This is a genomic window from Rugamonas rivuli, from assembly GCF_009380165.1.
Classification (GTDB): domain Bacteria; phylum Pseudomonadota; class Gammaproteobacteria; order Burkholderiales; family Burkholderiaceae_D; genus Rugamonas; species Rugamonas rivuli.
The window spans coordinates 809,947-834,923 of sequence record NZ_WHUF01000003.1; the positions used below are offsets into that span (position 1 = coordinate 809,947).

Annotated in this window: 31 protein-coding genes; 13 read left to right on the forward strand and 18 right to left on the reverse strand. The window is 63.9% G+C overall.

Annotated elements, in window-relative coordinates:
* Nucleotides 1-392: 392 nt before the first annotated feature.
* Complete coding sequence (locus GEV01_RS13980; RefSeq protein WP_152805191.1) at nt 393-1,319, reverse strand: methyltransferase domain-containing protein; 927 nt, start codon at nt 1,317-1,319, stop codon at nt 393-395.
* Between the two features lie 71 nt (nt 1,320-1,390).
* On the opposite strand from GEV01_RS13980, the gene GEV01_RS13985 reads away from it, so the two are divergent.
* From GEV01_RS13985 to GEV01_RS14000, 4 genes are all read left to right on the forward strand, one after another.
* Nucleotides 1,391-2,158, forward strand: coding sequence for a ComF family protein (locus GEV01_RS13985; RefSeq protein WP_152805193.1), 768 nt, complete (start codon nt 1,391-1,393; stop codon nt 2,156-2,158).
* A gap of 21 nt (nt 2,159-2,179) precedes the next feature.
* On the forward strand, nt 2,180-2,650 hold the full coding sequence (gene trmL / locus GEV01_RS13990; RefSeq protein ID WP_008445302.1) for a tRNA (uridine(34)/cytosine(34)/5-carboxymethylaminomethyluridine(34)-2'-O)-methyltransferase TrmL: 471 nt from the start codon (nt 2,180-2,182) through the stop codon (nt 2,648-2,650).
* Between the two features lie 4 nt (nt 2,651-2,654).
* On the forward strand, nt 2,655-3,395 hold the full coding sequence (locus tag GEV01_RS13995; RefSeq protein WP_152805194.1) for a substrate-binding periplasmic protein: 741 nt from the start codon (nt 2,655-2,657) through the stop codon (nt 3,393-3,395).
* A gap of 79 nt (nt 3,396-3,474) precedes the next feature.
* Complete coding sequence (locus GEV01_RS14000) at nt 3,475-4,311, forward strand: alpha/beta fold hydrolase (RefSeq protein ID WP_152805196.1); 837 nt, start codon at nt 3,475-3,477, stop codon at nt 4,309-4,311.
* Nucleotides 4,312-4,354: 43 nt separating this feature from the next.
* Here GEV01_RS14000 and GEV01_RS14005 read toward each other — a convergent pair whose 3' ends face one another.
* Complete coding sequence (locus GEV01_RS14005) at nt 4,355-4,705, reverse strand: zinc ribbon domain-containing protein (RefSeq protein WP_152805198.1); 351 nt, start codon at nt 4,703-4,705, stop codon at nt 4,355-4,357.
* Nucleotides 4,706-4,836: 131 nt separating this feature from the next.
* Between GEV01_RS14005 and GEV01_RS14010 the strand changes: the two genes are divergently transcribed.
* Complete coding sequence (locus GEV01_RS14010) at nt 4,837-5,337, forward strand: hypothetical protein (RefSeq protein ID WP_152805200.1); 501 nt, start codon at nt 4,837-4,839, stop codon at nt 5,335-5,337.
* On the opposite strand, the gene GEV01_RS14015 is transcribed toward GEV01_RS14010, so the two are convergent.
* The 11 genes from GEV01_RS14015 to GEV01_RS14065 all read right to left on the reverse strand — a co-directional run bounded on the left by GEV01_RS14015 (nt 5,323) and on the right by GEV01_RS14065 (nt 14,066).
* On the reverse strand, nt 5,323-6,279 hold the full coding sequence (locus GEV01_RS14015) for a DMT family transporter (protein ID WP_152805203.1): 957 nt from the start codon (nt 6,277-6,279) through the stop codon (nt 5,323-5,325). The genes GEV01_RS14010 and GEV01_RS14015 overlap by 15 nt on opposite strands.
* A gap of 65 nt (nt 6,280-6,344) precedes the next feature.
* Entirely contained in the window at nt 6,345-7,088 is a 744-nt protein-coding gene (locus GEV01_RS14020; protein ID WP_152805205.1) for an AraC family transcriptional regulator, read from the reverse strand.
* A 28-nt stretch (nt 7,089-7,116) separates the two neighbouring features.
* Nucleotides 7,117-7,422 (reverse strand): cytochrome C oxidase subunit IV family protein, encoded by a 306-nt coding sequence (locus tag GEV01_RS14025; RefSeq protein ID WP_152805207.1) that lies wholly within the window; start codon nt 7,420-7,422, stop codon nt 7,117-7,119.
* Nucleotides 7,423-7,430: 8 nt separating this feature from the next.
* Nucleotides 7,431-8,060, reverse strand: a complete 630-nt coding sequence (locus GEV01_RS14030) for a heme-copper oxidase subunit III family protein (RefSeq protein ID WP_235914379.1) — start codon at nt 8,058-8,060, stop codon at nt 7,431-7,433.
* Nucleotides 8,061-8,092: 32 nt separating this feature from the next.
* Nucleotides 8,093-8,686: a cytochrome c oxidase subunit 3 family protein gene (locus GEV01_RS14035; RefSeq protein WP_152805209.1), complete on the reverse strand. Its 594-nt coding sequence runs from the start codon at nt 8,684-8,686 to the stop codon at nt 8,093-8,095.
* Nucleotides 8,676-10,403 (reverse strand): cytochrome c oxidase subunit I, encoded by a 1,728-nt coding sequence (gene ctaD, locus GEV01_RS14040; protein ID WP_152805211.1) that lies wholly within the window; start codon nt 10,401-10,403, stop codon nt 8,676-8,678. The genes GEV01_RS14035 and ctaD overlap by 11 nt, the downstream gene beginning before the upstream one ends.
* Nucleotides 10,404-10,413: 10 nt before the next feature.
* Nucleotides 10,414-11,499, reverse strand: a complete 1,086-nt coding sequence (locus tag GEV01_RS14045) for a cytochrome c oxidase subunit II (RefSeq protein ID WP_152805213.1) — start codon at nt 11,497-11,499, stop codon at nt 10,414-10,416.
* 15 nt (nt 11,500-11,514) lie between these two features.
* Nucleotides 11,515-12,018 carry a hypothetical protein gene (locus GEV01_RS14050; protein ID WP_328595519.1) on the reverse strand — a complete coding sequence of 168 codons (504 nt, stop codon included), beginning with the start codon at nt 12,016-12,018 and terminating at the stop codon, nt 11,515-11,517.
* A gap of 47 nt (nt 12,019-12,065) precedes the next feature.
* Complete coding sequence (locus GEV01_RS14055; RefSeq protein ID WP_152805217.1) at nt 12,066-12,377, reverse strand: hypothetical protein; 312 nt, start codon at nt 12,375-12,377, stop codon at nt 12,066-12,068.
* Between the two features lies 1 nt (nt 12,378).
* Nucleotides 12,379-12,861: a D-glycero-beta-D-manno-heptose 1-phosphate adenylyltransferase gene (gene rfaE2, locus GEV01_RS14060; protein WP_008445281.1), complete on the reverse strand. Its 483-nt coding sequence runs from the start codon at nt 12,859-12,861 to the stop codon at nt 12,379-12,381.
* A 20-nt stretch (nt 12,862-12,881) separates the two neighbouring features.
* Nucleotides 12,882-14,066, reverse strand: a complete 1,185-nt coding sequence (locus GEV01_RS14065; RefSeq protein ID WP_152805219.1) for a PilT/PilU family type 4a pilus ATPase — start codon at nt 14,064-14,066, stop codon at nt 12,882-12,884.
* Between the two features lie 109 nt (nt 14,067-14,175).
* Here GEV01_RS14065 and GEV01_RS14070 point away from each other — a divergent pair, with 109 nt between their 5' ends.
* From GEV01_RS14070 to GEV01_RS14080, 3 genes are all read left to right on the forward strand, one after another.
* The gene (locus GEV01_RS14070; RefSeq protein ID WP_152805221.1) at nt 14,176-15,111 is read left to right on the forward strand and encodes a hydrogen peroxide-inducible genes activator; all 936 of its coding nucleotides are present in this window, start codon (nt 14,176-14,178) and stop codon (nt 15,109-15,111) included.
* Nucleotides 15,112-15,189: 78 nt separating this feature from the next.
* Nucleotides 15,190-16,044, forward strand: a complete 855-nt coding sequence (ubiA, locus tag GEV01_RS14075) for a 4-hydroxybenzoate octaprenyltransferase (protein ID WP_152805223.1) — start codon at nt 15,190-15,192, stop codon at nt 16,042-16,044.
* Between the two features lie 89 nt (nt 16,045-16,133).
* Complete coding sequence (locus GEV01_RS14080) at nt 16,134-16,481, forward strand: DUF883 family protein (protein WP_152805225.1); 348 nt, start codon at nt 16,134-16,136, stop codon at nt 16,479-16,481.
* Nucleotides 16,482-16,491: 10 nt separating this feature from the next.
* Here GEV01_RS14080 and GEV01_RS14085 read toward each other — a convergent pair whose 3' ends face one another.
* Both GEV01_RS14085 and GEV01_RS14090 read right to left on the reverse strand, forming a co-directional pair.
* The gene (locus tag GEV01_RS14085) at nt 16,492-16,839 is read right to left on the reverse strand and encodes an MmcQ/YjbR family DNA-binding protein (RefSeq protein ID WP_175023046.1); all 348 of its coding nucleotides are present in this window, start codon (nt 16,837-16,839) and stop codon (nt 16,492-16,494) included.
* A 1-nt stretch (nt 16,840) separates the two neighbouring features.
* A complete protein-coding gene (locus tag GEV01_RS14090; RefSeq protein ID WP_152805229.1) occupies nt 16,841-17,140 on the reverse strand; it encodes a high-potential iron-sulfur protein in 300 nt (99 codons plus the stop codon).
* A gap of 132 nt (nt 17,141-17,272) precedes the next feature.
* On the opposite strand from GEV01_RS14090, the gene GEV01_RS14095 reads away from it, so the two are divergent.
* Both GEV01_RS14095 and GEV01_RS14100 read left to right on the forward strand, forming a co-directional pair.
* The gene (locus GEV01_RS14095; RefSeq protein WP_152805231.1) at nt 17,273-18,520 is read left to right on the forward strand and encodes a parallel beta-helix domain-containing protein; all 1,248 of its coding nucleotides are present in this window, start codon (nt 17,273-17,275) and stop codon (nt 18,518-18,520) included.
* Nucleotides 18,520-19,653, forward strand: a complete 1,134-nt coding sequence (locus tag GEV01_RS14100) for an SO2930 family diheme c-type cytochrome (RefSeq protein WP_175023069.1) — start codon at nt 18,520-18,522, stop codon at nt 19,651-19,653. The genes GEV01_RS14095 and GEV01_RS14100 overlap by 1 nt, the downstream gene beginning before the upstream one ends.
* A gap of 9 nt (nt 19,654-19,662) precedes the next feature.
* Here GEV01_RS14100 and GEV01_RS14105 read toward each other — a convergent pair whose 3' ends face one another.
* From GEV01_RS14105 to GEV01_RS14115, 3 genes are read right to left on the reverse strand one after another with little or no spacing between them, the layout of a single operon-like run.
* Nucleotides 19,663-20,628 (reverse strand): alpha/beta hydrolase family esterase, encoded by a 966-nt coding sequence (locus GEV01_RS14105; RefSeq protein ID WP_152805235.1) that lies wholly within the window; start codon nt 20,626-20,628, stop codon nt 19,663-19,665.
* 13 nt (nt 20,629-20,641) lie between these two features.
* Nucleotides 20,642-21,466, reverse strand: coding sequence for a pyrroline-5-carboxylate reductase (proC, locus tag GEV01_RS14110; protein ID WP_152805236.1), 825 nt, complete (start codon nt 21,464-21,466; stop codon nt 20,642-20,644).
* Between the two features lie 2 nt (nt 21,467-21,468).
* Nucleotides 21,469-22,173, reverse strand: coding sequence for a YggS family pyridoxal phosphate-dependent enzyme (locus tag GEV01_RS14115; RefSeq protein ID WP_152805239.1), 705 nt, complete (start codon nt 22,171-22,173; stop codon nt 21,469-21,471).
* A 79-nt stretch (nt 22,174-22,252) separates the two neighbouring features.
* Here GEV01_RS14115 and GEV01_RS14120 point away from each other — a divergent pair, with 79 nt between their 5' ends.
* The 3 genes from GEV01_RS14120 to GEV01_RS14130 are packed head-to-tail and all read left to right on the forward strand — an operon-like array spanning nt 22,253 to nt 24,934.
* Nucleotides 22,253-23,296, forward strand: a complete 1,044-nt coding sequence (locus GEV01_RS14120) for a type IV pilus twitching motility protein PilT (protein WP_152805241.1) — start codon at nt 22,253-22,255, stop codon at nt 23,294-23,296.
* An 11-nt stretch (nt 23,297-23,307) separates the two neighbouring features.
* Complete coding sequence (locus GEV01_RS14125; protein ID WP_070267129.1) at nt 23,308-24,444, forward strand: PilT/PilU family type 4a pilus ATPase; 1,137 nt, start codon at nt 23,308-23,310, stop codon at nt 24,442-24,444.
* A 4-nt stretch (nt 24,445-24,448) separates the two neighbouring features.
* Nucleotides 24,449-24,934, forward strand: coding sequence for a glutathione peroxidase (locus GEV01_RS14130; protein WP_152805243.1), 486 nt, complete (start codon nt 24,449-24,451; stop codon nt 24,932-24,934).
* Nucleotides 24,935-24,977: the final 43 nt, after the last annotated feature.

The window sequence follows — 24,977 nt, forward strand, 5'->3', positions numbered from 1 at the left end:
TTCCCCAACCACCCAAGAAATTAAAATATTTTTTTAACGACTCCGGATTTCGGTGAACTGAACCGGCGCCGCTCCTTAAACAACTTCAGGCCCCATGCCAGTCTCGTCCGAAAAAAATCTTCTGACGCGACCCCGGCGGGACCTTGAGGCTTTCCGCTTCATCCCCAGATACTGCCCAGGGACAACGCAAAAGCCTGATTCTGCTTAATTCAAATGCTCGTTCGTGCTCGTTTTTGCCTGCTCATCGCTCCCGTCGCTGGTTTATAGCTGGCGACGTGACATGCTGGCAAAATTAGTCAATGATTATATATAACAACAACGCCCCGCTCAAGAAATAATCCAAATCGCAACTATGGCGTAGCCCGTGGCACCACAGTGTGCCCGCAAACCCGCTACTGGCGCGGCTTTCGTGGTAAATCAAATCGGATGATGGCCTCGCCTTTCGACGTCATTTTGGGCGCCGGACGGAAGGCATGGCCGTAAATCACCTCGAAAGTCAGGCCCAGCTTGCCGTCCGGACGACGGCCTTTTTCCAGCGTGGCCAGCATGCGCTGCCAGGCCTGTTTCCCCATCAAACCCCGGCTCAGCGTGCCCAGCGGATTGCCGCCCAGCGCGCGCACATCGGCCAGCAGCGCCTGCGGCGTGTCGTAGGTGACGGTGATGACTTCCATGTCCAGCACCGGCGTCGAAAAGCCCGCCTCCACCAGCTGGTCGCCGAAATCGTGCATGTCGACGAAAGGCAGCGCGTGCTGGGCCAGGTCGGCCTCGGCGAAGGCGGCGCGCAGTTCGCGCAAGGTGTCCGGGCCGAAGCAGGAAAACATCAGCAGGCTGTTCACGCGCAGCACGCGGCGCCACTCGGCGAATACGCGGTCCGGCTGCGGATGCCAGTGCAACGCCAGGTTGGACCAGACCAGATCCAAGGAGTTCGGTCCCAGCGGCAGTTCGGCAAAATCGCCGCACAGCAGGTCGACGCCGGTCTTGGCCGGCAGCAGCTTGCTCAGCAGCTGGTTCAGCGACGAGGTCTTCGCCGCCGGCCCTTGCGCGGCGCGCAGCATGGCGGGGGCCGCGTCGAGGCCGAGGATGTGCGCGGCGGGATAAGATTTCTGCAACAGTGGCAGATCGGCACCGGCGCCGCAGCCGGCGTCCAGCACGCGCTGGGGCGCCAGCTTGACCAGTTCCAGCCGTTCGAACATGCGCGAGGCGACCTCGCGGCGCAGAAAATCGGACGGCGCAACGCGCTCGGGACGGGCAAACAGCGCGCGCACGCGCTCCTGGTCGATCGGGGCGCTTAACTTCGGGGGATTTGCGGGGACTTGCATGATGTCGTTCGGTGTAATGCGATAATGTCGGCAGTGTACATGGTTGAACGCAAACGCGTCCTGGAGCGTTGATGCTGGCTACTCCGAGTATCGGCATGCACGGCACGCCGGCCGCCCTGCTGCGGCGCGGCGGCGGGGCCTTGCTGCGCCGCCTGTTGCCGGCCTCGTGCGCGCTGTGCGCGGCCGCCGGCGGCGAGTTGCTGTGCCCCGATTGCGCCGCACAATTCTTCGGCAGCGCCGCCGCCGTGGTCCGCTGCCCGCGCTGCGCCAACCCGCTGCCCGGCATGCCGTCGGGCCAGCTGTGCGGCGCCTGCCGCGCCGAAGCGCCGGCCTTCGACGTCACGCTGGTCGCCGCCGACTACGCCATGCCGCTGGACCAGCTGGTATTGCAGCTGAAATTCGGCCACCGTCTCGCGCTGGCAACACTGTTTGCCCGCCTGCTGCGCGACGCCGTACTGCAGCAGCCCGGTTTCACGCTGCCCGCCCTGCTCTGTCCGGTGCCGCTGGGACGCCGCCGGCTGGCCGAACGCGGCTACAATCAAGCCCTGGAGATCGCGCGGCCGCTGGCGCGCAGCCTGGGCGTGGCGCTGCATCCGCGTCTGGTGTGCCGCGTGCACGAGACCGCGGCACAGAGCAGCGTCGCCCCCGAGCAGCGGCGCCACAACATCGCCGGCGCCTTCGCCATTCCGGACGCCGCGCTGGTGCAGGGCCGCCACATCGGCGTCGTCGACGACGTCATGACCAGCGGCCGCACGCTGGACGAACTGGCGGCAACGCTGAAGCGCCACGGCGCCGCGCGCGTGAGCAACCTGGTGTTTGCCCGCACGCCGCCGCATTGAATTTGATAGAGGAGAACCACTTTGTTTCACGTCGTACTAGTCCAACCCGAAATTCCCCCGAACACCGGCAACGTGATCCGGCTGTGCGCCAACACCGGCGCGCAACTGCACCTGATCGAGCCGCTGGGCTTCCCGCTGGAAGACTCCAAGCTCAAGCGCGCCGGCCTGGACTACCACGAATACGCGCAGATGAAAGTGCACAAGGATTGGCAAGCCTTCCTGGCCGAGGTGCAGCCGGACCCGGCCCGCATGTACGCGATGACCACGCACGGCTCGTCGCCGTTTGCCGACGCCGCCTTCAAGCCGGGCGACGTGTTTGTCTTCGGTTCCGAGACGCGCGGCCTCGATCCCGCCTTCCGCGAAACCTTCCCGCCGGCCCAGCGCATCCGCCTGCCGATGCGTCCCGACAACCGCAGCCTGAACCTGTCGAACACCGTCGCCGTGGTGGTGTTCGAAGCCTGGCGCCAGAACGGCTACGCCGGCGGGGCATAAGGCCATGACCCTGCGTTCCGCCCTGCCGTGCCTGATGCTCTTGCTGGGCAGCGCGCAGGCGGCGGAACCGGTGAAGCTGTACACGGAAGACTACCCGCCGTTCAGCTGGGTGGACAAAGGCAGCGGCAAGGTGGTCGGACTGTCGGCGGAAATCGTCGCCGACCTGATGCAGCGCGCCGGCGTGCCGACCACGCAACCCATCGTCGCGCCGTGGGCGCGGGCGATGGTGCTGACCATGACCACGCCCAATTCCTGCCTGTACACCACGGCCCGCGTGCCGGAGCGCGAGGACAGCTACCAGTGGGTCGGCCCGATCGGCCACAATGAGTGGGTGCTGTTCGCGCTGCGCGAAGACCACATCCGGCTCGACAGCCTCGATGAAGCCGCCAACTACCAGATCGGCACTTTCATCGGCGACGCCTCCGTCACCTTCCTGCGCGAACACAAGCTGCGCGTGGAGACCGTGCCCAACGACAGATTGAATCCGCCCAAGCTGCAAAAGCGCCGCATCAAGCTGTGGTCGGTGGGGCGGATGTCGGGCATGTTCCTGCAGCGGGAGCTGGGCATAGACGACTTCGAGCCGGTGCTGGCCTTCGCCCGCGCCGACATGTACCTGGCCTGCCACAAGAACATGGCCAAGGCCGAAGTGGCGCGGCTGAACGACATCCTGCAAACCATGTACCGCGACGGCACCATCCGCCGCATCTACACGCAGTACGGCTACGAGAAGGAAATGCCGCGCTGACGCAGTGTGACAATGCGTGTACTTTCCGTCAACACAAGCTGCTATTCTGGCCGTCCTTCAACGATGCCATTGAATACACATGAGAATTTCGCGTCTGCTGCTTAGTCTGGTATTTGTCGTCGCCTTCAGTGGCTGCTCCACCCTCAACGTCAGCTCCAGGCAATTCATACCGAAAGATGCCGGCAAGCTGGCGCTGCTGAAGAAATCGGCGCCCGACTATCAGGTCGACAATATCGAATTCAAGCATCCAGATGGCGCCATCAGTCGCGGCGTGTATATCCACAAACCGGATGCGCAATTTACCGTGCTGTACTTCATGGGTTCCGGCATACGGCTCGACGTCGCCGGCGGCTACTTCGCCAAGCCATTTACCGAACTGAACGCCAATATCATCAGCTACGACTACCACGACTTCGGCCGCAGCGACGCGCCGGAATCGGCGTTCGGCCTGGCGGAATTGGAGAAGGAGACGCTGGCCCTGTACGACCATGCGCGCGCCACCACCAAGGGTCGGCTGGTGGTTCACGGCCATTCATTCGGCAGCTTCGTTGCCGCCGGACTGGCCGGCAAGCGTCCGCTGGATGCGCTGGTACTGGAAGGCACGGGCACCAGCGCACGGGACTATGTCGAGAATCAGGTGCCCTGGTTCGCCAAGCCCTTCGTCCAGATCAATATCGACCCGGAGCTGTCCTCCACCGACAACCGCACTGCACTGCGGGCGTTCCAGGGGCCGCTGTTAATCATGAACGGCGTCAACGACGTGCAGACGCCGCTGGCAAACTCGCGTGAACTGTTCGACAGCCTGAACATCCCGCACAAACGCTTTGAAGCGATCCGCGAAGCCGGGCATATGAACGCGATGACCAAACCGGAGGCATTGAGCGCCTATCGTGATTTCATTGGCGTCGTTCAGTAAATACGGACGTGAGGGGCCGGCAGCCAAACGCGATGCTTGCTGCTCATGCCCCGCGCGCGAGGGCCGTGATCAGCAAGAGAATGGACGCAAGTATGAAGACTATGTTTGCCGCCCTGTCCTTTTTTTCCTCGATCTTGACGCAGATTATTCCGCAGACTATGCCAATGGCTGCGATCCCTATCAGGAAGTTAATCATGTCCTGATCTACCGACTCTTCGCTCAAGTAAAGCACCAGGCTCGCCAGTACGCAGAACAGCGTGCTGACAGGCGTGAAGTTAAGCTTGCTTTTGCCGGCCCGAGCGGACTGAGATTGAACTGCCTGAACACCGCCGCAATGCGAACAGGTGGGGGCAGCGTCCGGTATCGGTTTTCCGCAGTATCGACAAAAGGCCATTCAACTCTCCGCATTTCCAAAAGGAAGCATCTTAACGAAGCGAATGAATTGAAATCTCTCGAACACTCACAATGCTCATCATTTAAGCGTTCAAAATCCTTATATTTTCGCCAGGTTAGGAGTATTCAGCAGTGCAATTGAAATTGAAGATAACGCGTGGGGTTGAAGTCAAGTTGGCCCGCGGCTCGCAAAATGATCCGGTCTATTACGGCGGGCCGCCGCCGGAAACCGGCGTTTGGAAGTTGAGTATGACAAAAATCGAAGACTATTTCGAAGCGGCGCTGCAAGACTTGCACTTCGGCGACTCGATTGACATTTTTGTCCTCGGGTTTGAAATCGCCGATCTGGAAGGATGGGGGCATATATTCACATCGATGAGCCAGTACACCAGTTACCGTCCAAAGTCGAAGCTGGTCATTTCGGTAGGTCAGCTGAATTGGCCCGATGTGAAAGACCTTTCAGCGACCGAGCAGTTTCAACGCTTTTCGGTCATTCTGCTGGAGGCCATCGCGCGCGTCGCCACGATGAAGCGGAAACCGAAGAGCTTCAATACGGCAGCGTTTTTAGCGGAGGTGACACGGCTGCTGGCTCTATGTCCGGCCTCTGAAATGGAGGAATCAGAAGATACCTGACTGGATTCCGCGCCGGGCGGGCCGCCGCTCCGCGTGCAGCCACACCGACCACGCCACACCGCCGATCAGCAGTACGATGGCCAGCACTTCCAGCGGGCGCGGCGCCCGGTGCTGGTAGAGGTAGCCGTACAGCAAGCCGAACAGGATCTCGAACAGCAGCAGCTGTCCGGACAGCGTCACCGGCACGCGGCGGCATGCCATGTTCCACAGCTGGTTGCCGATCACCGAGGCGCCGGCAGCCACCAGCGTGATCAGCAGCCAGAAACGCAGCCAGTCGCGCGGCGGTGCGGCGACCCGCTCCGCGCCGCCGAAGCCGAACACCACCAGCCCCATCGCCAAAGCCACCAGGCCGCTGGCGATGCCGAACAGGCCGGACCAGTCGCCGCTGCTGAAGCGCGGATTGCGTTTGAGGAAGCGCGTGTTGTCGACGGCATACCAGGTCCAGCTGGCCAGCGCGCCAACGGCGCACAACATCCCGGTCGCCACGCTGGTCCAGGCACCCTGCCCGGCCGCGCCGCCGAACACTTCGACGTTGATGCACACCATGCCCACCGCCACCAGCGCCAGCGGCCAGGCCAGCACGCGCAGCGACACCGAGCCGTGATCGCTCCGGCCCAGCAGCGAGATCGTCAACGGCAGCATGCCGATGATCAGCGAGGCGGCCGACACGCCGGCCATCTGCACGCCGCACGACAGCAGCAGGTAGTAGACGACATTGCCGGCCAGCGCGTAACGCAACAGCAGCAGATAGTCGGCGCGCGTCAGCCGGCGCAGCAGGCCGCCCAAGCGCGGCGCCAGCAGCACCAGCGAAATCAGCGCATAGGCCACGTAGCGCCCGAACATCAGCTCGAACGGTGAGAATTCCGCCAGCCACTTCGGCATCACAAACACCATGCCCCACATCGATCCGGCCGCCAGACCGCACAACACGCCATACCACATACCGCCTCCTGTCCTTGAGGCCTTGATTGTCGGCGCGGGCCGGGCTCAGGGATTGTGCGGGGCTGTCAGATTTTTGTCTGGTTCTGCCGTTCGCGCTTGCGGTAGGCCAGCGGCGTGACGTCCATCGCGCGGCGCATCGCGTGCGTCAAGGCGCTCTGGTCGGCGTAACCGGCCAGTGTGGCCAGTTGCGCGATGGGCAAGTCGGTTTCGGCCAGCTGGCGGCAGGCCCAGCGCAGGCGCATGTCGGTCAGCCAGGCCTGCGGCGTGGTCTGCATCTCGTCGCGGAACACACGGTGCAGGCTGCTGACGCTCATGTACGCGGCCTTGGCCATGGTGTCGGTGCTCCACGGCTGGCCGGGGTTGGCTTCGATGCGGCCCAGCGCGGCGGACAGGCGCGAGGCGGGACGGATTTCCTGCTGCGCCAGCGTTTCCAGCAGCAACGGCAGCCAGTGGTCCAGCGTCTGCCGGCTGGCGCCGGACTGGGCGCGCAGCAGGCCGATGAATTCGATCAGCTTGGCGGCCGGCGCGCTGATCGGCGCATACGGCCGTTCGGCCAGCCGCGCCGCGGTGGCGTCCGGCACGGCGGCGAGGTCGAAGTCCAGTATCAGCGACTGGTTCGGTCCGGTGGCGGAAGCCTCATGCACCAGCCCCGGCTCGACGAAGGCGGCGCGCTGCGGATGGACGATGGCGCCGGAACCCTTGATGTCCATGATGACCCGGCCCTGGATCGGCAACACCAGCTGGGCGAAGCTGTGCACGCCGGCCAGAGGTTCGGCGACGTAGCTGCGGAGATCGAGTTCGGTCGGCATGGTGCCGCCAGTGTAGCAGTCTGCGCCGTCAGCGGAAATACAGCAGGCGGGTGACGAAGGTGTAGTCCGATTCCATCCACATCAAGCCGGCCAGCACCAGCAGGCACAGCGGCGGCGCCAGCACCACGTAGATCAGCGCCGCACGCTCCCAGCGCAGGTGCATGAATACCGCCACGATCAGCCCGGCCTTGGCCATCATCAGCAGCAGGATCAGCGTCCAGCGCAGATAGCTTTCGGCGTGGAAGAAATCGACCAGGTAGGAAAACGTGCTGAGCACGAACAGCAGCAGCCAGACCTTCAGGTACAAGCCGATCGGATGGGTGGCGGCTTCCATGGCAGCTCCTACCAGAGATAAAACAGCGCAAAGATGAACACCCAGACCAGGTCGACGAAGTGCCAGTACAAACCGGCGATCTCGACGATGTCGTAATTGCCGCCGCGCTCGTAGTGGCCGCGCCGCACGCGCAGCGCGACGATGCTCAGGTAGATCGCGCCGGCCGTCACGTGCAGGCCGTGGAAGCCGGTGATCATGAAGAAGCAGGCGCCGAACTGCGCCGCGCCATGAGGGTTGGCCCACGGCCGCACGCCTTCCGCGATCAGCTTGCTCCACTCGAAGGCTTGCATGCTGACGAAGGTCGCGCCCAGCGCGGCGGTCAGCAGCATCAGTGCGGCGCAGCGGGCGCGCTCGCGGCGGTAGGCGTAGTTGACCGCCATCGCCATCGTGCCGCTGCTGGTGATCAGGATGAAGGTCATGATGGCGATCAGTATCAGCGGCAGCTTGGCGCCGCCTATCGTCAGCGCAAACACTTCGCTGGGATTGGGCCAGGCCGCCGTGCTGGCCACGCGCACCGACATGTAGCCGGTCAGGAAGCTGCCGAAGATGAAGGTGTCGCTGAGCAGGAAGATCCACATCATCGCCTTGCCCCAGGGGACGCGGAAGGCGGCGCGGTCGCCCGACCAGTCCGCCACCATGCCTTGCCAGCCCGCCGTCTCGTCTTGCTTGTTCACGGTCCACCTCCGCAGATTTGCCTGACCAGTTCCGGCGTCACCCGGAACAGCAGCGCGAACATGGCCAGCCACAGGCCCAGCAGGAAATGCCAGTAGCGCGCGCACAGCTGTATCGTGGCGCCGTCGCGGCCCGGCCCCGGACGCGCCCAGGCCGCCACCACCAGCCCGCCCATCATATGCAGCCCGTGCAGGCCGGTGATGAGGTAAAAGAAACTGTTGGCCGGGCTGGCGTCCAGCGTCAGGCCGGCGTCATCCATCTGGCGCCAGGCCCACAGCTGCGACGCCAGGAAGGCCAGCGAGCAGGTGCAGGCCACGCCATATGCCAGCCGCAGCGAGGCGGCGGCGCCGACGCGCGCAGCGCCCCAGGCCTGCCGCCATGCCACGCTGGCGGCGATCAGCAACGCCGTGCTCAACCACAGCTGCCAGGGCACGAAAGACAGCGGGCGCCAGTCGGGCATCGCCATGCGCATCACGTAGGCGGCGCTGAACAGGAAGAACAACATGCCGACCACGCCCATGAATACCCACAGGCCGGTGCGGCGCTCCGGCAGCCTGGCATGGTCGGCTATCAGGGTCAGGCTAGGATTCATGGCGCCTCCCGGCCGTCGCCTCGTCCGGCGCCTGATCCTGCGGCACATAGTCGCTGTCGCCATCCTGCCGGCCATACTCGTAGGCGCCGTGATACACCACCGGCAGCTGCTCGCCCCAATTGCCGTGCCCCGGCGGCGTGTGCGGCGTCTGCCATTCCAGGCTGGCCGCGCGCCACGGATTGCCGCCCGCCTCGCGGCCACGGCGGACGCTCCAGCACAGGTTCAGCACGAACAGCAGTTGCGACGCGCCGACGAACAGCGCGACGATGGTGATGAACGCGTTCAGCGTCTGCGCCGATTCGGGGATGAAGGCATAGTTGTCGTAGGCGTAGTAGCGTCTCGGCATGCCCAGCAAGCCCAGGTAGTGCATGGGGAAGAAGATCAGGTAGGTGCCGACAAAGGTGATCCAGAAGTGCAGCTCCCCCAGCATGGTGTCGTACATGCGCCCGCTGACCTTGGGGAACCAGTGATACAGGCCGCCGAACACCGCCAGCACCGGCGACACCCCCATCACCATGTGAAAGTGCGCGACCACGAAATAGGTGTTCGACAGCGGAATATCGACGCTGACATTCCCCAGGAACAGTCCGGTCAGCCCGCCGATGACGAAGGTGCTGATGAAGCCGACGGCGAACAGCATCGGCACGGTCAGGTGTATGTCGCCGCGCCACAGCGTCAGCGTCCAGTTGTAGACCTTGAGCGCGGTCGGCACGGCGATGATCAGCGTGGTGGTGGCGAAGAAGAAGCCGAAATACGGGTGCATGCCGCTGACGTACATGTGGTGCGCCCAGACGACGAAACTGAGCCCGCCGATCCCGACGATGGCCCACACCATCATCTTGTAGCCGAAGATCTGCTTGCGCGCATGCACGCTGATCAGGTCGGAGATGATGCCGAACGCCGGCAGCGCCACGATGTACACCTCCGGGTGGCCGAAGAACCAGAACAGGTGCTGGAACAGCAGCGGACTGCCGCCCTGGTGCGACAGGTGCTGCCCCATCGAGACCACGGCCGGCATGAAGAAACTGGTGCCCAGCGTTTTATCGAACAGCATCATGACGCCGCTGACGAACAGCGCCGGAAACGCCAGCAGCGCCAGGATGGTGGCGGTGAAGATGCCCCACACCGTCAGCGGCATGCGCATCAGCGTCATGCCTTCGGTGCGCGCCTGCAGCACCGTGGTGACGTAGTTCAGGCCGCCCATGGTGGCGGCCACGATGAACACCACCAGCGACACCAGCATCACGACGATGCCCCACTCCGTGCCCGGCGTGCCGGGCAGGATGGCCTGCGGCGGATACAGCGTCCAGCCGGCGCCGGTCGGGCCGCCCGGCACGAAGAAGCTGCCCGCCAGTATCAGCACCGCCAGCAGGTAGAACCAGTAGCTGAGCATGTTCAGGAAGGGGAACACCATGTCGCGCGCGCCCACCATCAGCGGGATCAGGTAATTGCCGAAGCCGCCCAGGAACAGCGCCGTCAGCAGATACACCACCATGATCATGCCGTGCATGGTCATGAACTGGTAATAGCGGCCGGCGTCGATGAAGGAGAACTTGCCGGGAAAGCCCAGCTGCAGGCGCATCAGGTCCGACAGCACCAGCCCCACCAGCCCGATCGTCAGCGCCGTGATGGTGTACTGGATCGCGATCACTTTGTGGTCCTGGCTCCACACATAGCGGGTCCAGAAGCTGTGGGGGTGCCCGCCGTCGTAGCCCATGCCCGCCTCCCTACCTGATGGTCTTGATGTAGTCGACCAGCTGCGCCACTTCCTCCGGGCTCAGCTGCTGCGTCGGCATGATGGGCTGGTAGCCCTTGACGATGCGCGCAGCCGGACTGGTGATCGATTCGCGCAGATAGGCCTCGTCCACGTGCACGGCGGCGCCGTCGTTCATGGTCTCGCTCTTGCCGAACAAGCCTTTCCAGGTCGGCCCCACGCCGGGGTTGCCGTCGACGCTGTGGCAGGCCGCGCAGCCGCGCGCCTGCGCCAGCAGGCGTCCCTGCTTGCCCGCGTCCTTCGCGCCGGCCGCCGCCGTCCCGGCAAAGGTCAGCTGCGCCGCCAGCCAGGCTTGATAGGCGGGCGCCTCGTCCACCACGACATAGCTGCGCATATTGAAATGGCCAATGCCGCACAGCTGCGCGCACATCACCTCGAACTTGCCGGTGCGCGTGGGCGTGAACCAGAACGACGTCACCATGCCGGGCACCATGTTCATCCGCGTGCGGAACTCCGGTACATAGAAGTCGTGCAGCACATCCTGCGCGCGCAGCAGCACCCGCACCGGCCGGCCGATGGGGATGTGCACCTCAGTGCCGTCCACCAGCAGATCGTCCTGGCCGCTGGGATCGGCGGGGTTGAGGCCGTAAGGATTGGCGCTGCTGATGAAGCGCACGTCGGTGCTGCCCAGCTTGCCGTCCCTGCCCGGCAGCCGGTAATGCCATTGCCATTGCTGGCCCAGCACTTCGAACACCATGGCATCGCGCGGCGGGTCGATCAGCTTGGCGTACACCGACAAGCCCGGCGCCAGCATGGCGAAGATGGCCACCGAGGTGGTGCCGACCAGCCACCACTCCAGCCGCGTGCTGCCGTGCGTGGCCGCCGCGCGCACGCCGTCCCGGTGCCTGAAGCGCACCACCGCATACGCGACGAACAGGTTGATGACGACAAAAGCCACGCCGGTGATGGCAAAGGTCAGCAGCAGGGCGTCGTCCATCTGCTGCCAGTTGGAGGCGATGGGCGTGAGCCACCACGGACTCAGGTAATGAAATCCGAGGGCGGCAACAACGATCAATGTCAGTACCAGTGCCAGTGCCATAGCGGCTTTCAGGAGCTAACGCGGTCTGCTCGGTCTTTCAAGTTTGACATAAATGAAAGCCGCGCTCGCCCCGAAGATCAGATGGGCGATTGCCGTCGGCCAGCCTCGCAGCGCGACGAACCACGTATAGACACCGGCCATGCCGTAAAAGTTCAGCCCATACAGCAGCAGGCCGAATGCCGCGCCGGTCGCCAGCGCCAGGCCGATGCTGGAATCGAGACGGAAAGGCGCCATGATGGCGGCCAGCATGACGCCGAACGCCACGCCCAGCGCATAGTGCACCACCAGCGCCGCGACCGTCACGCCCAGGCTGTAGCCGCTGTTTTGCAGCACGTCCCAGCCCATCACCAGGGCGGCGATCATGCGGGTGGCAAGCCAGGGATCGGTAGTACTGATCAGAGAAGACCAGGTGAGTTCCAACAACATCAACACGCCGCCGGCGCCGAAACCGGCGACCGCGGCGGCCGCCCAGTCCGGCAGGCGGGCCTGCCAATAATGCGATTGCAGATGCAGTTCCACGATATCCTCCTGGAGACGCCATTGCATTGTTCAGTTTAGGAGCTTTTTCAAGCCCTGTCAGCACGCACGCGATTAATATGGCTGGAAAACGACAGTCGCAGGGCCAGAAAACCGGCCCCGGCCAGGCTGACGCACACGGTGCTGGCGGCCGCCAGCGCCGCCGGATGGCGCATGCCGAGCAGATCGGCGGTAAAAGCCAGCGCCACCGTCGCGATCAATTGTGCCGGATAGAGGAAGCGCAATTGGCGAAAAGCGCGCGCCTCGCCGCGCCGCCAGTAGCGCAGCGCCACCGCGAACGCGGGGCCCCACAGCACGCCGAGGAAAACCAGCGCCGCGAACGCGGCGATCAGGAGACGCATATCAGGGACGCTGCGCGCGCACCTTGGTCAGCAGCTTGGTGGTCGAGCGGTCGTGCTCGAAGTCGATGGCGATGGCCTGGCCGCCGTAGGCCAGCACGGCCTTGCCTTCCGGGATGGCGTCCATCTGATAGTCGCCGCCCTTGGCGTAGATTTCCGGCCGCGCCTGCTGCACCACTTCCAGCGCCGTGTCCTCGTCGAACTCCACCACCAGGCTGACCGATTCCAGCGCAGCCAGCACCGCCATGCGGTCGGCGCAGTTGTTGAGCGGACGGTCGTCGCCCTTGCCCAGGCGCTTGACGGAAGCGTCGGTGTTGGCCGCCACCACCAGCGAGGCGCCCAGCGCGCGCGCCTGCGCCAGATAGGTCACGTGGCCGCGGTGCAGGATGTCGAAGACGCCGTTGGTCAGCACCACCGGCTTGGGCAGCGCGGCGACGCGGGCGGCCAGTTGTTCACGGGTGCAGAGCTTGGTTTCAAATTGAGGCATGAGCGTTTTCTGGTTACTGGTTATTTGGGTTCTTCGTCTTCCGGCTCTTCGTCGATCTGCATGCTGAGCGAATCGGCGGTGGACGGGCTGTTGTCGCCGGGTTCCTTGCGGTCGCCGCGCAGCTTGATCTGCAGGCGCAGGCCATTGGCCGAATCGGCGTTGCGGATCGCTTCTTCGTAGGCGATATAGCCCTTATTATAAAGTTCGTACAGCGCCTGGTCGAAAGTGCACATGCCGAGCTCGCGCGATTTGTGCATGATTTCCTTGATCGCCTGGAAGTTCCCCTTGAAGATCATCTCGGCGATGGTCGGCGTGTTGAGCAGGATTTCGATGGCCGCCTTGCGGCCCTTGCCGTCCTCGGTGCGCACCAGCCGCTGCGAGACGATGGCGCGCAGGTTGGACGACAAATCCATCAGCAGCTGGTTGCGCCGCTCTTCCGGGAAGAAGTTGATGATGCGGTCCATGGTCTGGTTGGAGTTGTTCGCGTGCAGCGTGCCCAGGCACAGGTGGCCGGTCTCGGCAAACGCGATCGCGTGTTCCATCGTTTCGGTGTCGCGGATCTCGCCGATCAGGATCACGTCCGGCGCCTGGCGCAGCGTGTTCTTCAGCGCGTTGTGCCACGACAGCGTGTCGACCCCGACCTCGCGGTGCGTGATCAGGCAGCCCTTGTTCTTGTGCACGTACTCGACCGGGTCTTCCACCGTGATGATGTGGCCGGCCGAATTGGCGTTGCGGTAATCGATCATCGCCGCCAGCGTGGTCGACTTGCCGGAACCGGTGCCGCCCACCACCAGCACCAGGCCGCGCTTGGTCATGATGACTTCCTTCAGCACCTCGGGCAGGTCGAGCTTTTCGAAGTTCGGAATCTCCGAGGCGATCGTGCGTATCACCATCGCCACGTTCTGCTGCTGCACGAAGACGTTGACGCGGAAGCGGCACACGTCCGGCAGCGAGATCGCGAAGTTGCATTCCAGCTCGGCCTCGAACTCGCGCTTCTGCTTGTCGTTCATGATGGACAGCGCCAGCGCGCGCGTCACGCTGCCGGTCAGCTTTTGCTGGCTCAGCGGCTTCATCGCGCCCTGCGATTTCATACTCGGCGGGAAATCTGCAGAAATGAACAAATCCGAACCGCCCGTGTGATGCATGACTTTGAGCAGTTTGTGCAGATAGGCTTGGGCTTCTTCGGGACCGAATGTGGAGGACATGCTTGCCTTTCGATGGTTGGCACCAACATACGCTGCATTATATCGACACCATTCGCTACAATACGGGTTAATTATTGCATCCCAGCATTGCCTGTGTTCAAATACATTCATGACACTGACCGAACTGAAATATATCGTCGCCGTTGCAAGAGCGAAACACTTCGGACATGCTGCCGAAGCCTGTTACGTCGCGCAGCCTACGCTATCGGTCGCCATCAAGAAACTGGAAGATGAACTGGGCGTGGTGCTGTTCGAACGGGGTGGCGCCGAAATCTCCGTCACCCCGCTGGGCGCGCAAATCGTCGCCCAGGCCGAGCGCGTGCTGGAGCAGACCGCCGCCATCAAGGAACTCGCCAAGCAGAACAAGGACCCGCTGGCCGGCCCGCTGCGCCTGGGCGTGATCTACACCATCGGCCCCTACCTGCTGCCGCCGCTGGTCAAGGGCATGATAGACAAAGTCCCGCAGATGCCGCTGATCCTGCAGGAAAACTTCACCGTGCGCCTGATCGAAATGCTGCGCCAGGGCGAGCTCGACGCCGCCATCATGGCGCTGCCGCTGCCCGAGCACGGCATGGCCATGCAGGCGCTGTACGACGAACCCTTCGTGGTGGCGATGCCGGCCCAGCACCCGTGGGCCAAGCGCCGCAGCATCCCCGCCGACGATCTGAAAACCGAAAACATGCTATTGCTGGGCAACGGCCATTGCTTCCGCGACCAGGTACTGGAAGTATGTCCCGAAATGGCCCGCTTCTCCGCGCCGGGCAATGGCATGCAGCGCACCTTCGAAGGATCGTCGCTGGAAACCATCCGTCACATGGTGGCCAGCGGCATCGGCCTGACCGTGCTGCCGCGCGCCTCGGTGCCGGACATGGACACCAAGGAAGGCATGTTGCAATTCCGCCGCTTCGACGCGCCGGAACCGTCGCGCCGCGTGGTCATCGTGTGGCGTAAAAGCTTCACCCGCAAGGCCGCCATCGACGCCGTGTGCGAAGTGGTCGCCGCCTGCAACCTGCCCGGCATCACCACCCTCTGCGCCGACGATTAAGCCTGCCGGCGGGCCAGTTACACCCGCCGCGCCCGGATTTGCGATAATCGCTATCTTTCCATTCAAGCGGCACTATCCATGAACAAGCTGGAGCTCTACTTTCGCCTGGTCAGGCTGGACAAACCTATCGGCACCCTGCTGCTGTTGTGGCCGACGCTGTGCGCGCTGTGGCTGGCATCCAACGGCAAGCCGGACCTGACGCTGGTAGTCATCTTCTCGCTCGGCACGCTGCTGATGCGCTCTGCCGGTTGCGCGATGAACGACTACGCCGACCAGGATATCGACAAGTTCGTCAAACGCACGGCGCAGCGCCCCATCACCAGCGGCCGCATCAGCGGCAAGGAAGCGCTGGCGATTGCCGGTGCGCTGGCGGTGCTGTCGTTCTGCCTGATCCTGCCGCTGAACGCATTGACCAAGCAGCTGTCGGTGGCGGCCGTCATCATCGCCGGCACCTACCCGTACTTCAAGCGCTTCTTCGCGATCCCGCAAGCCTACCTCGGCATCGCCTTCGGCTTCGGCATCCCGATGGCGTTCGCGGCGATCCAGAACACGGTGCCGCTGGTGGCGTGGGTGCTGTTGCTGGGTAACGTGTTCTGGGCCGTGGCCTACGACACCGAATACGCGATGGTCGACCGCGACGACGACCTGAAGATCGGCATCAAGACCTCGGCCATCACCTTCGGCCGCTACGACGTGGCGGCGGTGATGCTGTGCTACGCCGTGCACCTGGGCTTGCTGCTGGCCTGCGGCTGGCAGCTGGGCATGGGTGTATGGTTTGCCGGCGGCGTGGCGGTGGCGGCGGGCATCGCCTGCTATCACTACACGCTGATACGCGGCCGCGAACGCGATCCCTGCTTCTACGCCTTCCGCCACAACAACTGGCTCGGCGCGGCCGTGTTCGCGGGCGTGGCGCTGGACTACGCGCTGCGCTGATCCGACGCGATTGAGGCAGCGCAAGGCCGCAGCGCCGGCGCTGCCTACAATGGCTATCCCCTTCCACCCCGATACGCAACGAGGTCATCATGGATCAGATTCAACAGAACGGAAAAGGCGTCGCCGACAGCCAAGCCGCCAGCGCCGCCGCGCGCGACAAGCTGATGGATGAATTAAAGCACGCCATCGGCGAAGCCGAGGACTGGCTGAAAGACAGCGCCAAAGACCCCGCGCCCAGCTCCGACAACCGCGCCCGTTTCGACGACACGCTGCGCACCGCCCGGACCGACCTGCGCAAACTGGAAGACAGCATCATCGCCCGCAGCCGCAGCGCCGCCGAGTCGGCCAACGTCTACGTGCATGACAATCCGTGGAAGTCGGTGGGCCTGGGCGCGGCGCTCGGCGTTGTTGTCGGACTACTGATCGCCCGCAAGTAAGAACGGAGAGTCAGATACTCTCCACGCTGGCGCCATGCCGCTTGAGCAGCGACTTCGGCGCCGCCAGCAGCCAGGCTTGCGCCAGCCGTCGCGTCGCGCCGTCGCGGTGCGCTTGCGGCAGGCGGATCAGCACCCATGGATGGTCGCGATAGTGGTCGGTGATGTAGTAGGTCTCCGGCTCCACCATCAGCAGGCGCTCGCGCTCTTCCCACGTGGTGCGTATCGCCACCGACTCGCCATCCTCCTTCAGACGCGCCATCAGCTTGCCTTTGACCTTCAACGCCGGCGTGCCGTACGAGGTCGATTCCTCCACTTCGGGTAGCGCCAGGCCCAGCGCTTTGAAGGCTGCGTAATCCATGTCAGCCGAACGAGGTGCACCAGCCGCCGGCCGCCACCAGCTTGCCGGGGAAGATGGCGCAACCGCCCATGTCGTTAGCCCCATCCTCGTAGATCTGGCACTTGCTGCAGCGGTCGCCGGCCTTGAAGTCGGGGAATTTGTGCCCGTCTACCTTGGCGGCGTCAATCACATAGTTGAACTCCTTGGCCAGCGGCTCGTCTTCCTTCAGCGCCACGCGGTCCTCGGCCCAGGCCATGCAGCCCAGCGTCGCAGCGGCCAGACCGGCGCAGCCGTTCAAAATAAAAATGCGGCGATTCGTCATTTTCTTCCTTTCCGTCGCTGCCGCGCCACATGGCGACGGCCCAGCAATGATACGCCGTTGCGGCCGAAAACATACTGCTATACTCAATGTTGCCAAGCACTCTACATTTAACAAAATTAATGAGGGGACGTCATGTACAAGGCCATATCCGCAGTTGTACTTTGCTGTACGATCGCCGCCTGCGGCAAGTCCGAGGCGCCCGTCTCGGCCGAGCAGGCCAGCGCCGGCGCGGCGTTCCAGAAAAAACTGCAGGAGCAGCTGCTCGACGCCAAACCCGGCAGCGTGGTCGAGATACCGGCCGGTACCTATCATCTCACTAGCGGCCTGACCCTGCGCGGCAACGGCGTCACGATACGCGGCGCCGGCATGGACAAGACCATCCTCTCGTTCAAAGGCCAGGTCACTGGGCCGGAAGGCATGCTGGTCTACGCCAGCAACTTCACCATCGAAGGCTTGACCATCGAAGACTCCAAGGGCGATGGCCTGAAGATCAACGACGGCGACAACATCACCATCCGCAAGGTCAAGGTGCAATGGACCGGCGGCTCCAAAGTGACCAACGGCGCCTACGGCATCTACCCGGTCAAGACCAAAAACGTGCTGATCGAAGACTGCGTGGCCATCGCCGCCTCCGACGCCGGCATCTATGTCGGCCAGTCCAACGGCGTCGTCGTGCGCCGCTCGCGCGCCGAGCAGAACGTGGCCGGCATCGAGATCGAGAACACCATCAACGCCGACGTCTACGACAACGTCGCCACCAACAACACCGGCGGCATCCTGGTGTTCAACATGCCCAACCTGTCGCAGCCCGGCCATAGCACGCGCGTGTACAAGAACAAGGTCGAGAAGAACAACCTCGGCAACTTCGCCGCGCGCGGTACGGCGGTGGCCAGCGTGCCGGCCGGCTCCGGCATCGTCATCAACTCCAACTCCAAGGTCGAGATCTTCGACAACGACGTCACCGACAACCAGACCGCCAACGTCATCATCTCCAGCTACCACTCGACCGGCTACTACACCGAGAAAGGCGTGGCTGCCGGCTACGACCCGTATCCAAAGGCGATCTACGTCTACGGCAACCGCTTCAAGGGCGGCGGCGATTCGCCCGACGGCCTCGATCTGAAGGCGCTGAAGATCGCCATGTACGGCATCAGCGGCCACCTGCCCGACGTGCTGTGGGACGGCTATGTCGACAACAAGCTGCTGGTCAAGGGCGTGATGCCGGCCGAGCAGCGCATCTGCATCCAGGACGGCGTCGAAGTGCTGAACGCCGACGGCCCGAACAAGTACAAGAACCCCAGCAAGGAGTCTGCGCCGTTCCGCTGCGAGCTGGCCAAGCTGCCACCGGTGACGATCGCCCAACTCGCCGCGCAGTCATGATGGTGAGATTTTCCGCAATCGCGTGCGCGCTGATGCTGGCCGCGTGCACGCATCAGCAGGAGCCGGTCAGCTTCATCACCGAAGGCAATCCGGCCAAGTTGAGCGACTGGCATTTGATGGCCGTCTCCGGCGGCCGCCTTAACCTGAACGCCGGCGTGGTCCCCTACGATCTGAACACGCCGCTGTTCACCGACTACGCGCACAAGCTGCGCACCGTCTGGATGCCGAAGGGCCAGAGCGCCGTCTACAACGCCGATACCTCCTTCGAGTTCCCGGTCGGGACCATCATCAGCAAGACCTTCTACTACCCCAAGGCCGACGGCCCCGCCAAGGCGGTGCTGGCGACCTACGACACCAGCAAGTCCGGCAGCGACAAGCTCGATCTGGCCAATGTGCGCCTGATCGAAACCCGGCTGCTGGTGCGCCGCGCCGACGGCTGGATCGCCCTGCCCTATGTGTGGAATGCCGAGCAGACCGAGGCCGTGCTGTCGCGCACCGGCGACCAGGTGCCGCTGGAAGTCGTGCATGAAGACCGCAGCCGCAAGCCGCTGACCTACGTGGTGCCGAACGTGAACCAGTGCGCGTCCTGCCACGTGGCGGATGTGAAGTCGCGCCAGTTCCAGCCGATAGGTCCGAAAGCGCGGCATATGAACCGCAGCTACAGCTACGATGGCGTGACCAGCAACCAGCTCGATTACCTGGCCCGCATCGGCTACCTGAGCGGCGTGCCGGCCAATGCCTCGACGGCGGCGCCGCACAACGCCAACTGGCTGGACAAGGGCCAGACGCTGAACGCGCGCGCCCGCGCCTACCTCGACATCAACTGCGCCCACTGCCACAACGACAAGGGCGCGGCCAACACCACGGCCCTGCATCTGAACATGGGGGCGCCGGCCGATCTGCATCTGGGACTGTGCAAACCGCCGGTGGCGGCGGGTGCAGGTACCGGCGGCCATAACTACGGCATCGCGCCGGGCCAGCCGGAGGACTCGATCATGGTCTACCGCTTAAGCTCCGACCAGACCGGCGTCATGATGCCGGAACTGGGACGGGGTTCGGTGCACAAGGAAGGTGTGGAGCTGATACGGGCGTGGATCGCCGCGATGAAGCAAGGCTGCGGCGGCGCCAGCTAGGCCAAGCTACTAGGGCGCTGCACGCTTGTCCTTGAAAAAGGCCCAGGTTTCGTCGGCAAATTCCACATCGCCGTTCTGTTTGCCGAGCACCGCCTGCACCAGCCATGACAGGTTGTGCGTGATGCTCGGCTGTACGTGGCCGGCGTTTTCCATCTTCAGGAATTCGACCTGCGTGCCTTTCGGATCGCTGCCCCACACGTAGCGCACCAGCGCCGTCTTGTCGGAAGCGTCGCGATGCGGCAGCTTGGTGATCGTCGGCGTGGACGGCAGCTGCGCCAGCTCGCGCCAGTACTTCACTGAATCCTCCGCGCTCAGGCCCGAGCCACGCCCCGTCAGCAGGAAGTGGCCGACTTCGCCGCCCGCATACGGAGCGATCTTGTCCTCCGTCCCATGCGCCACCAGCACCGGCAAGGCGCGCTTGGGCGCCGCGCACAGATTCTTGGTCGGCATCAGCATGCTCGACACGGCCACCGCCGCCAGGCGCGGCCCCATTTCGATCGCCGCGCGGTACACCATGCCGCCGCCATTCGAAGCGCCAGACAGGTACACACGCGACGGATCCGCGTTGTGCTGCGCGACCGCCTGGTCGATCATCGCGGCGATGAAGCCGACATCGTCGGTCTTGGGATTGGTGGGCGCATCGGCGCGGCAGTCGTTCCAGCCCTGCTTGTCGTCGCTGCCTTTCGCACCATCGGGCGCGATCACCAGCAAGCCCTCGCGGTCGGCCACGGCCAGCCAGGCGGCGGCCGGATCGTCGATCTTGCCCTTGCCGAAAGTGAGGTTGGCCGACGCCGCGTGGCCGTGCAGCAGGATCACCAGCGGCAGCTTGCCCGCCACCGGCGTCGCCGGCTGCGCCAGCAGATAGTGGCGCGCGCCTTCCGGGCGCTGCACCGTCTCGTCAACGATGGTTGCGGCGCCCGCCTGTAACGCGGTAATGGCTGCAATCAGTGGGAGGTAGCGTGTTACCGTCATCATGCAGCCCTTCGTTTTAGTTTGCGGAACCCAGCTCGTCGCCCATTTCCTTGCCGCGGTGCGCAGCGGCTTTCATCGCAGTGATGATAGCCGACTTGACGCCGCTCTGCTCCATGCTGGTCAGCGCCGCGTAGGTGGTGCCGCCCTTCGACGTCACACGCTCGCGCAGCAGCGACACCGGCTCGCTAGACTGCACCGCCAGTTGCGACGCGCCGGCGAACGTCGCCAGCGCCAGCTGCCTGCCCTGCTCCGCGTTCAGGCCCATGTCCAGCGCGGCCTGCTGCATCGCCTCGATGAAGTAGAACACATAGGCAGGACCGCTGCCCGACACCGCCGTCACCGCATCAATCTGCGACTCGTCGTCCAGCCACACGGTCGGGCCGACGGCGCGCAGGATATCGTCCGCAGCCTTCTTCTGTGCGGCGGATACGCCGGCCGTCGCCGCCATGCCGGTGATGCCCATGCCGATCAGCGCAGGCGTGTTGGGCATGCAGCGCACGATGGCGCCGTAGCCGCCCAGCCAGCGCGACAGGTCCGCGCCGCGTATGCCGGCCGCGATCGACACGATCAGCGGCTGCTTCGCCGGATCGATCAGCGGCAGCAGCTGGGCCGCCACTTCGCGCATGCTTTGCGGTTTGACCGCCAGCACGATCACGTCCGCCGACGACACGGCGGCATCGGCGCCGCTGGCCGTGGTCACGCCAAACTGCTGATGCAATCGCGTCAGCGCATCCGCGTTCGGATCGGCCACGTGGATGTTGGCGCCTGCGGTCAGCTTGTTGGCCAGTCCCGCGATCAGGGCGGAGGCCATATTGCCGCCGCCGATAAATGCTATCTTCATGTTCAAGCCTTGTTGTAGTTTCGTGAACCAAAAATGGCGCTGCCGACGCGCACGATGGTTGCACCTTCGACGATGGCGGCGCGCATATCGGCCGACATGCCCATCGACAGCGTGTCCAGCGCCAGACCGTCGGCGCGCAGCTGTTCGTACAGCACGCGCAGCTGGGCGAAGGCCGCGCGCTGCTGTGCAAAGTCTTCGGCCGGCTCGGGGATCGCCATCAGGCCGCGTAAGGTCAGATTCGGCAGCGCCGCGACCTTGTGGGCCAGCGCCGCCAACTCATCCGGGGCCACGCCGCTCTTGCTGGCTTCCCCGCTGATATTCACCTGCAGGCAGATCTGCAACGGCGCCATGCCTTCCGGGCGCTGTTCGGACAGACGCTGCGCGATCTTTTCACGCTCGACCGTGTGCACCCAGTCGAAGTGCTCGGCGATGGGCCGGGTCTTGTTGCTCTGGATCGGGCCGATGAAATGCCACTCCAGCGCCGGCGCCCCGGCCGCCTGCAAGGCCTTGATCTTGTCCACGCCCTCCTGCAGATAGTTTTCGCCGAAAGCCCGCTGGCCGGCCTGCACCGCTTCCAGCACCGCCTCCGGCCCGAAGGTCTTGGAAACGGCCAGCAGCTGCACCGATTGCGGCGCACGGCCAACATCTTGGGCTGTGGCAACAATAGTCGAGGTGATTGCTTGCAAGTTCTGGGGGATCAGGGACATAATCATCGAGTAAAAATCGTTAGAAACAACGGTTAGCGCCGCAGCGGCACTTCACCAACGTCAGGCACAGGGATTATAAATGGACATCTCCGAACTTCTCGCATTCTCCGTCAAGAACAAGGCTTCGGACCTGCACCTGTCGGCCGGGCTGCCGCCGATGATACGGGTGCACGGCGACGTGCGCCGCATCAACCTGCCGCCGCTGGAGCACAAGGACGTGCACGGCATGATCTATGACATCATGAACGACGGCCAGCGCAAGGCCTACGAAGAGATGCTGGAATGCGACTTCTCGTTCGCGATCCCGGGTCTGGCGCGCTTCCGCGTCAACGCCTTCAACCAGGACCGTGGCGCCTCGGCAGTGCTGCGGACGATTCCATCGAAGATCCTCAGCCTGGAGGATTTGAACGCGCCCAAGATCTTCGCCGACTTCGCGCTCAAGCCGCGCGGGCTGGTGCTGGTGACGGGGCCGACCGGCTCCGGCAAGTCGACCACCTTGGCGGCGATGGTCAACCACCTCAACGAAAACGAGTACGGCCACATCCTGACGATCGAAGACCCGATCGAGTTCGTGCACGAATCGAAGAAATGCCTGATCAACCAGCGCGAAGTGGGACCGCACACGCTGTCGTTCAACAACGCGCTGCGTTCGGCGCTGCGGGAGGATCCGGACTGCATCCTGGTCGGCGAGCTGCGCGATCTGGAGACCATCCGCCTGGCGCTGTCGGCCGCGGAGACGGGCCACCTGGTGTTCGGCACCTTGCACACCTCGTCGGCGGCCAAGACCATCGACCGTATCGTCGACGTGTTCCCGGCCGATGAGAAGGAGATGGTGCGGGCGATGCTGTCCGAATCGCTGCAAGCGGTGATTTCGCAGACGCTGTTGAAGACCAAGGACGGCAACGGCCGCGTGGCCGCGCACGAGATCATGGTGGCGACGCCGGCGATCCGCAACCTGATCCGCGAAGCCAAGATCGCGCAGATGTACTCGGCGATCCAGACCGGCAGCAACGTCGGCATGCAGACGCTGGACCAGAACCTGACGGACTTGGTGCGCCGCAACGTCATCAGCGCCGCCGCCGCCCGCAACGCCGCCAAGACGCCCGACAACTTCCCCGGCTAAAAGGACATACCATGGAACGCGATCAGGCCTCCAAATTCATGTTCGACCTGCTGCGTCTGATGACCAGCAAGAAGGGCTCGGATCTGTTCATCACCGCCGGCTTCCCGCCCGCCATCAAGATCGACGGCAAGATGACGCCGGTGTCGTCGCAGGTGCTCACCGCCGCCCACACCATGGACCTGGCGCGCTCCATCATGAACGACAAGCAGACCGCCTCGTTCGAACTGACCAAGGAAGCCAACTTCGCCATCAGCCCCGGCGACCTGGGCCGCTTCCGCGTGTCGGCGTTCGTGCAGATGAGCTCGGTCGGCATGGTGCTGCGGACCATCACCAGCGAAATCCCCAAACTCGAAGACCTCGGCCTGCCCGAGGTGCTCAAGGATGTCGTCATGTCCAAGCGCGGCCTGGTCATCATGGTCGGCGCCACCGGTTCCGGCAAGTCGACCACGCTGGCGGCCATGGTCGGCTACCGCAACGAGAACAGCTACGGCCACATCATCACCATCGAAGACCCGGTCGAATACGTCCACCCGCACAAGAACTGCATCATGACCCAGCGCGAAGTGGGCGTGGATACCGAAGACTGGGCCGTGGCGCTGAAGAACACGCTGCGCCAGGCGCCGGACGTGATCCAGATCGGCGAGATCCGCGACCGCGAAACCATGGACCACGCGATCGCCTTCGCCGAAACCGGCCACCTGTGCCTGGCCACCCTGCACGCCAACAGCGCCAACCAGGCGCTGGACCGCATCATCAACTTCTTCCCCGAGGAACGCCGCCAGCAATTGCTGATGGACCTGTCGCTGAACCTGAAGGGCATGATTTCGCAGCGCCTGATCCCGCGCAAGGAATCCAAGGGCCGCGCCGTGGCGATCGAGATCATGCTCAATTCGCCGCTGATCTCGGACCTGATCTTCAAGGGCGAAGTCCACGAGATCAAGGAGCTGATGAAAAAATCGCGCGAACTGGGCATGCAAACCTTCGACCAGTCGCTGTTCGATCTGCACGAGGCCGACATCATCACCTACGAGGACGCGCTGCGCAACGCCGACTCCGTCAACGACCTGCGGCTCGCCATCAAGCTTGAAGGCAAGGCCGCCAAAAACCGGGATCTCTCCGCCGGAACCGAACATCTGGGACTCGTCTAACACCATGACCGCAATCTACGATATCAACGCCGACAGCCTGACCGGCGCCCCCGTCAACCTGGGCCAGTACAAGGGCCAGGTTCTGCTGATCGTCAACACCGCCAGCAAGTGCGGCTTCACGCCGCAGTACAAGGGCCTGGAGGCCGTGTATCAGCAGTTCAAGGACAAGGGCGTGGTGGTGCTGGGCTTCCCCTGCAACCAGTTCGGCGCGCAGGAGCCGGGCCAGGCCGACGAAATCGGCGCCTTCTGCGAAAAGAACTACGGCGTCACCTTTCCGCTGTTCGCCAAGATCGACGTTAACGGGGATAACGCTCATCCCTTGTTTACTAAACTTAAAAAAGATGCGCCCGGCATCCTCGGTACCGAGGGCATCAAATGGAACTTCACCAAGTTCCTGATCCGCAAGGACGGCACCGTCTACAACCGCTACGCCCCAGCCACCAAGCCTGAAGACCTGATCGCCGACATCGAGAAACTGCTGGCGGAATAAGCCCCGCCGGGCGCGTGTCCACGACAATCCAAAAAAAGAATGA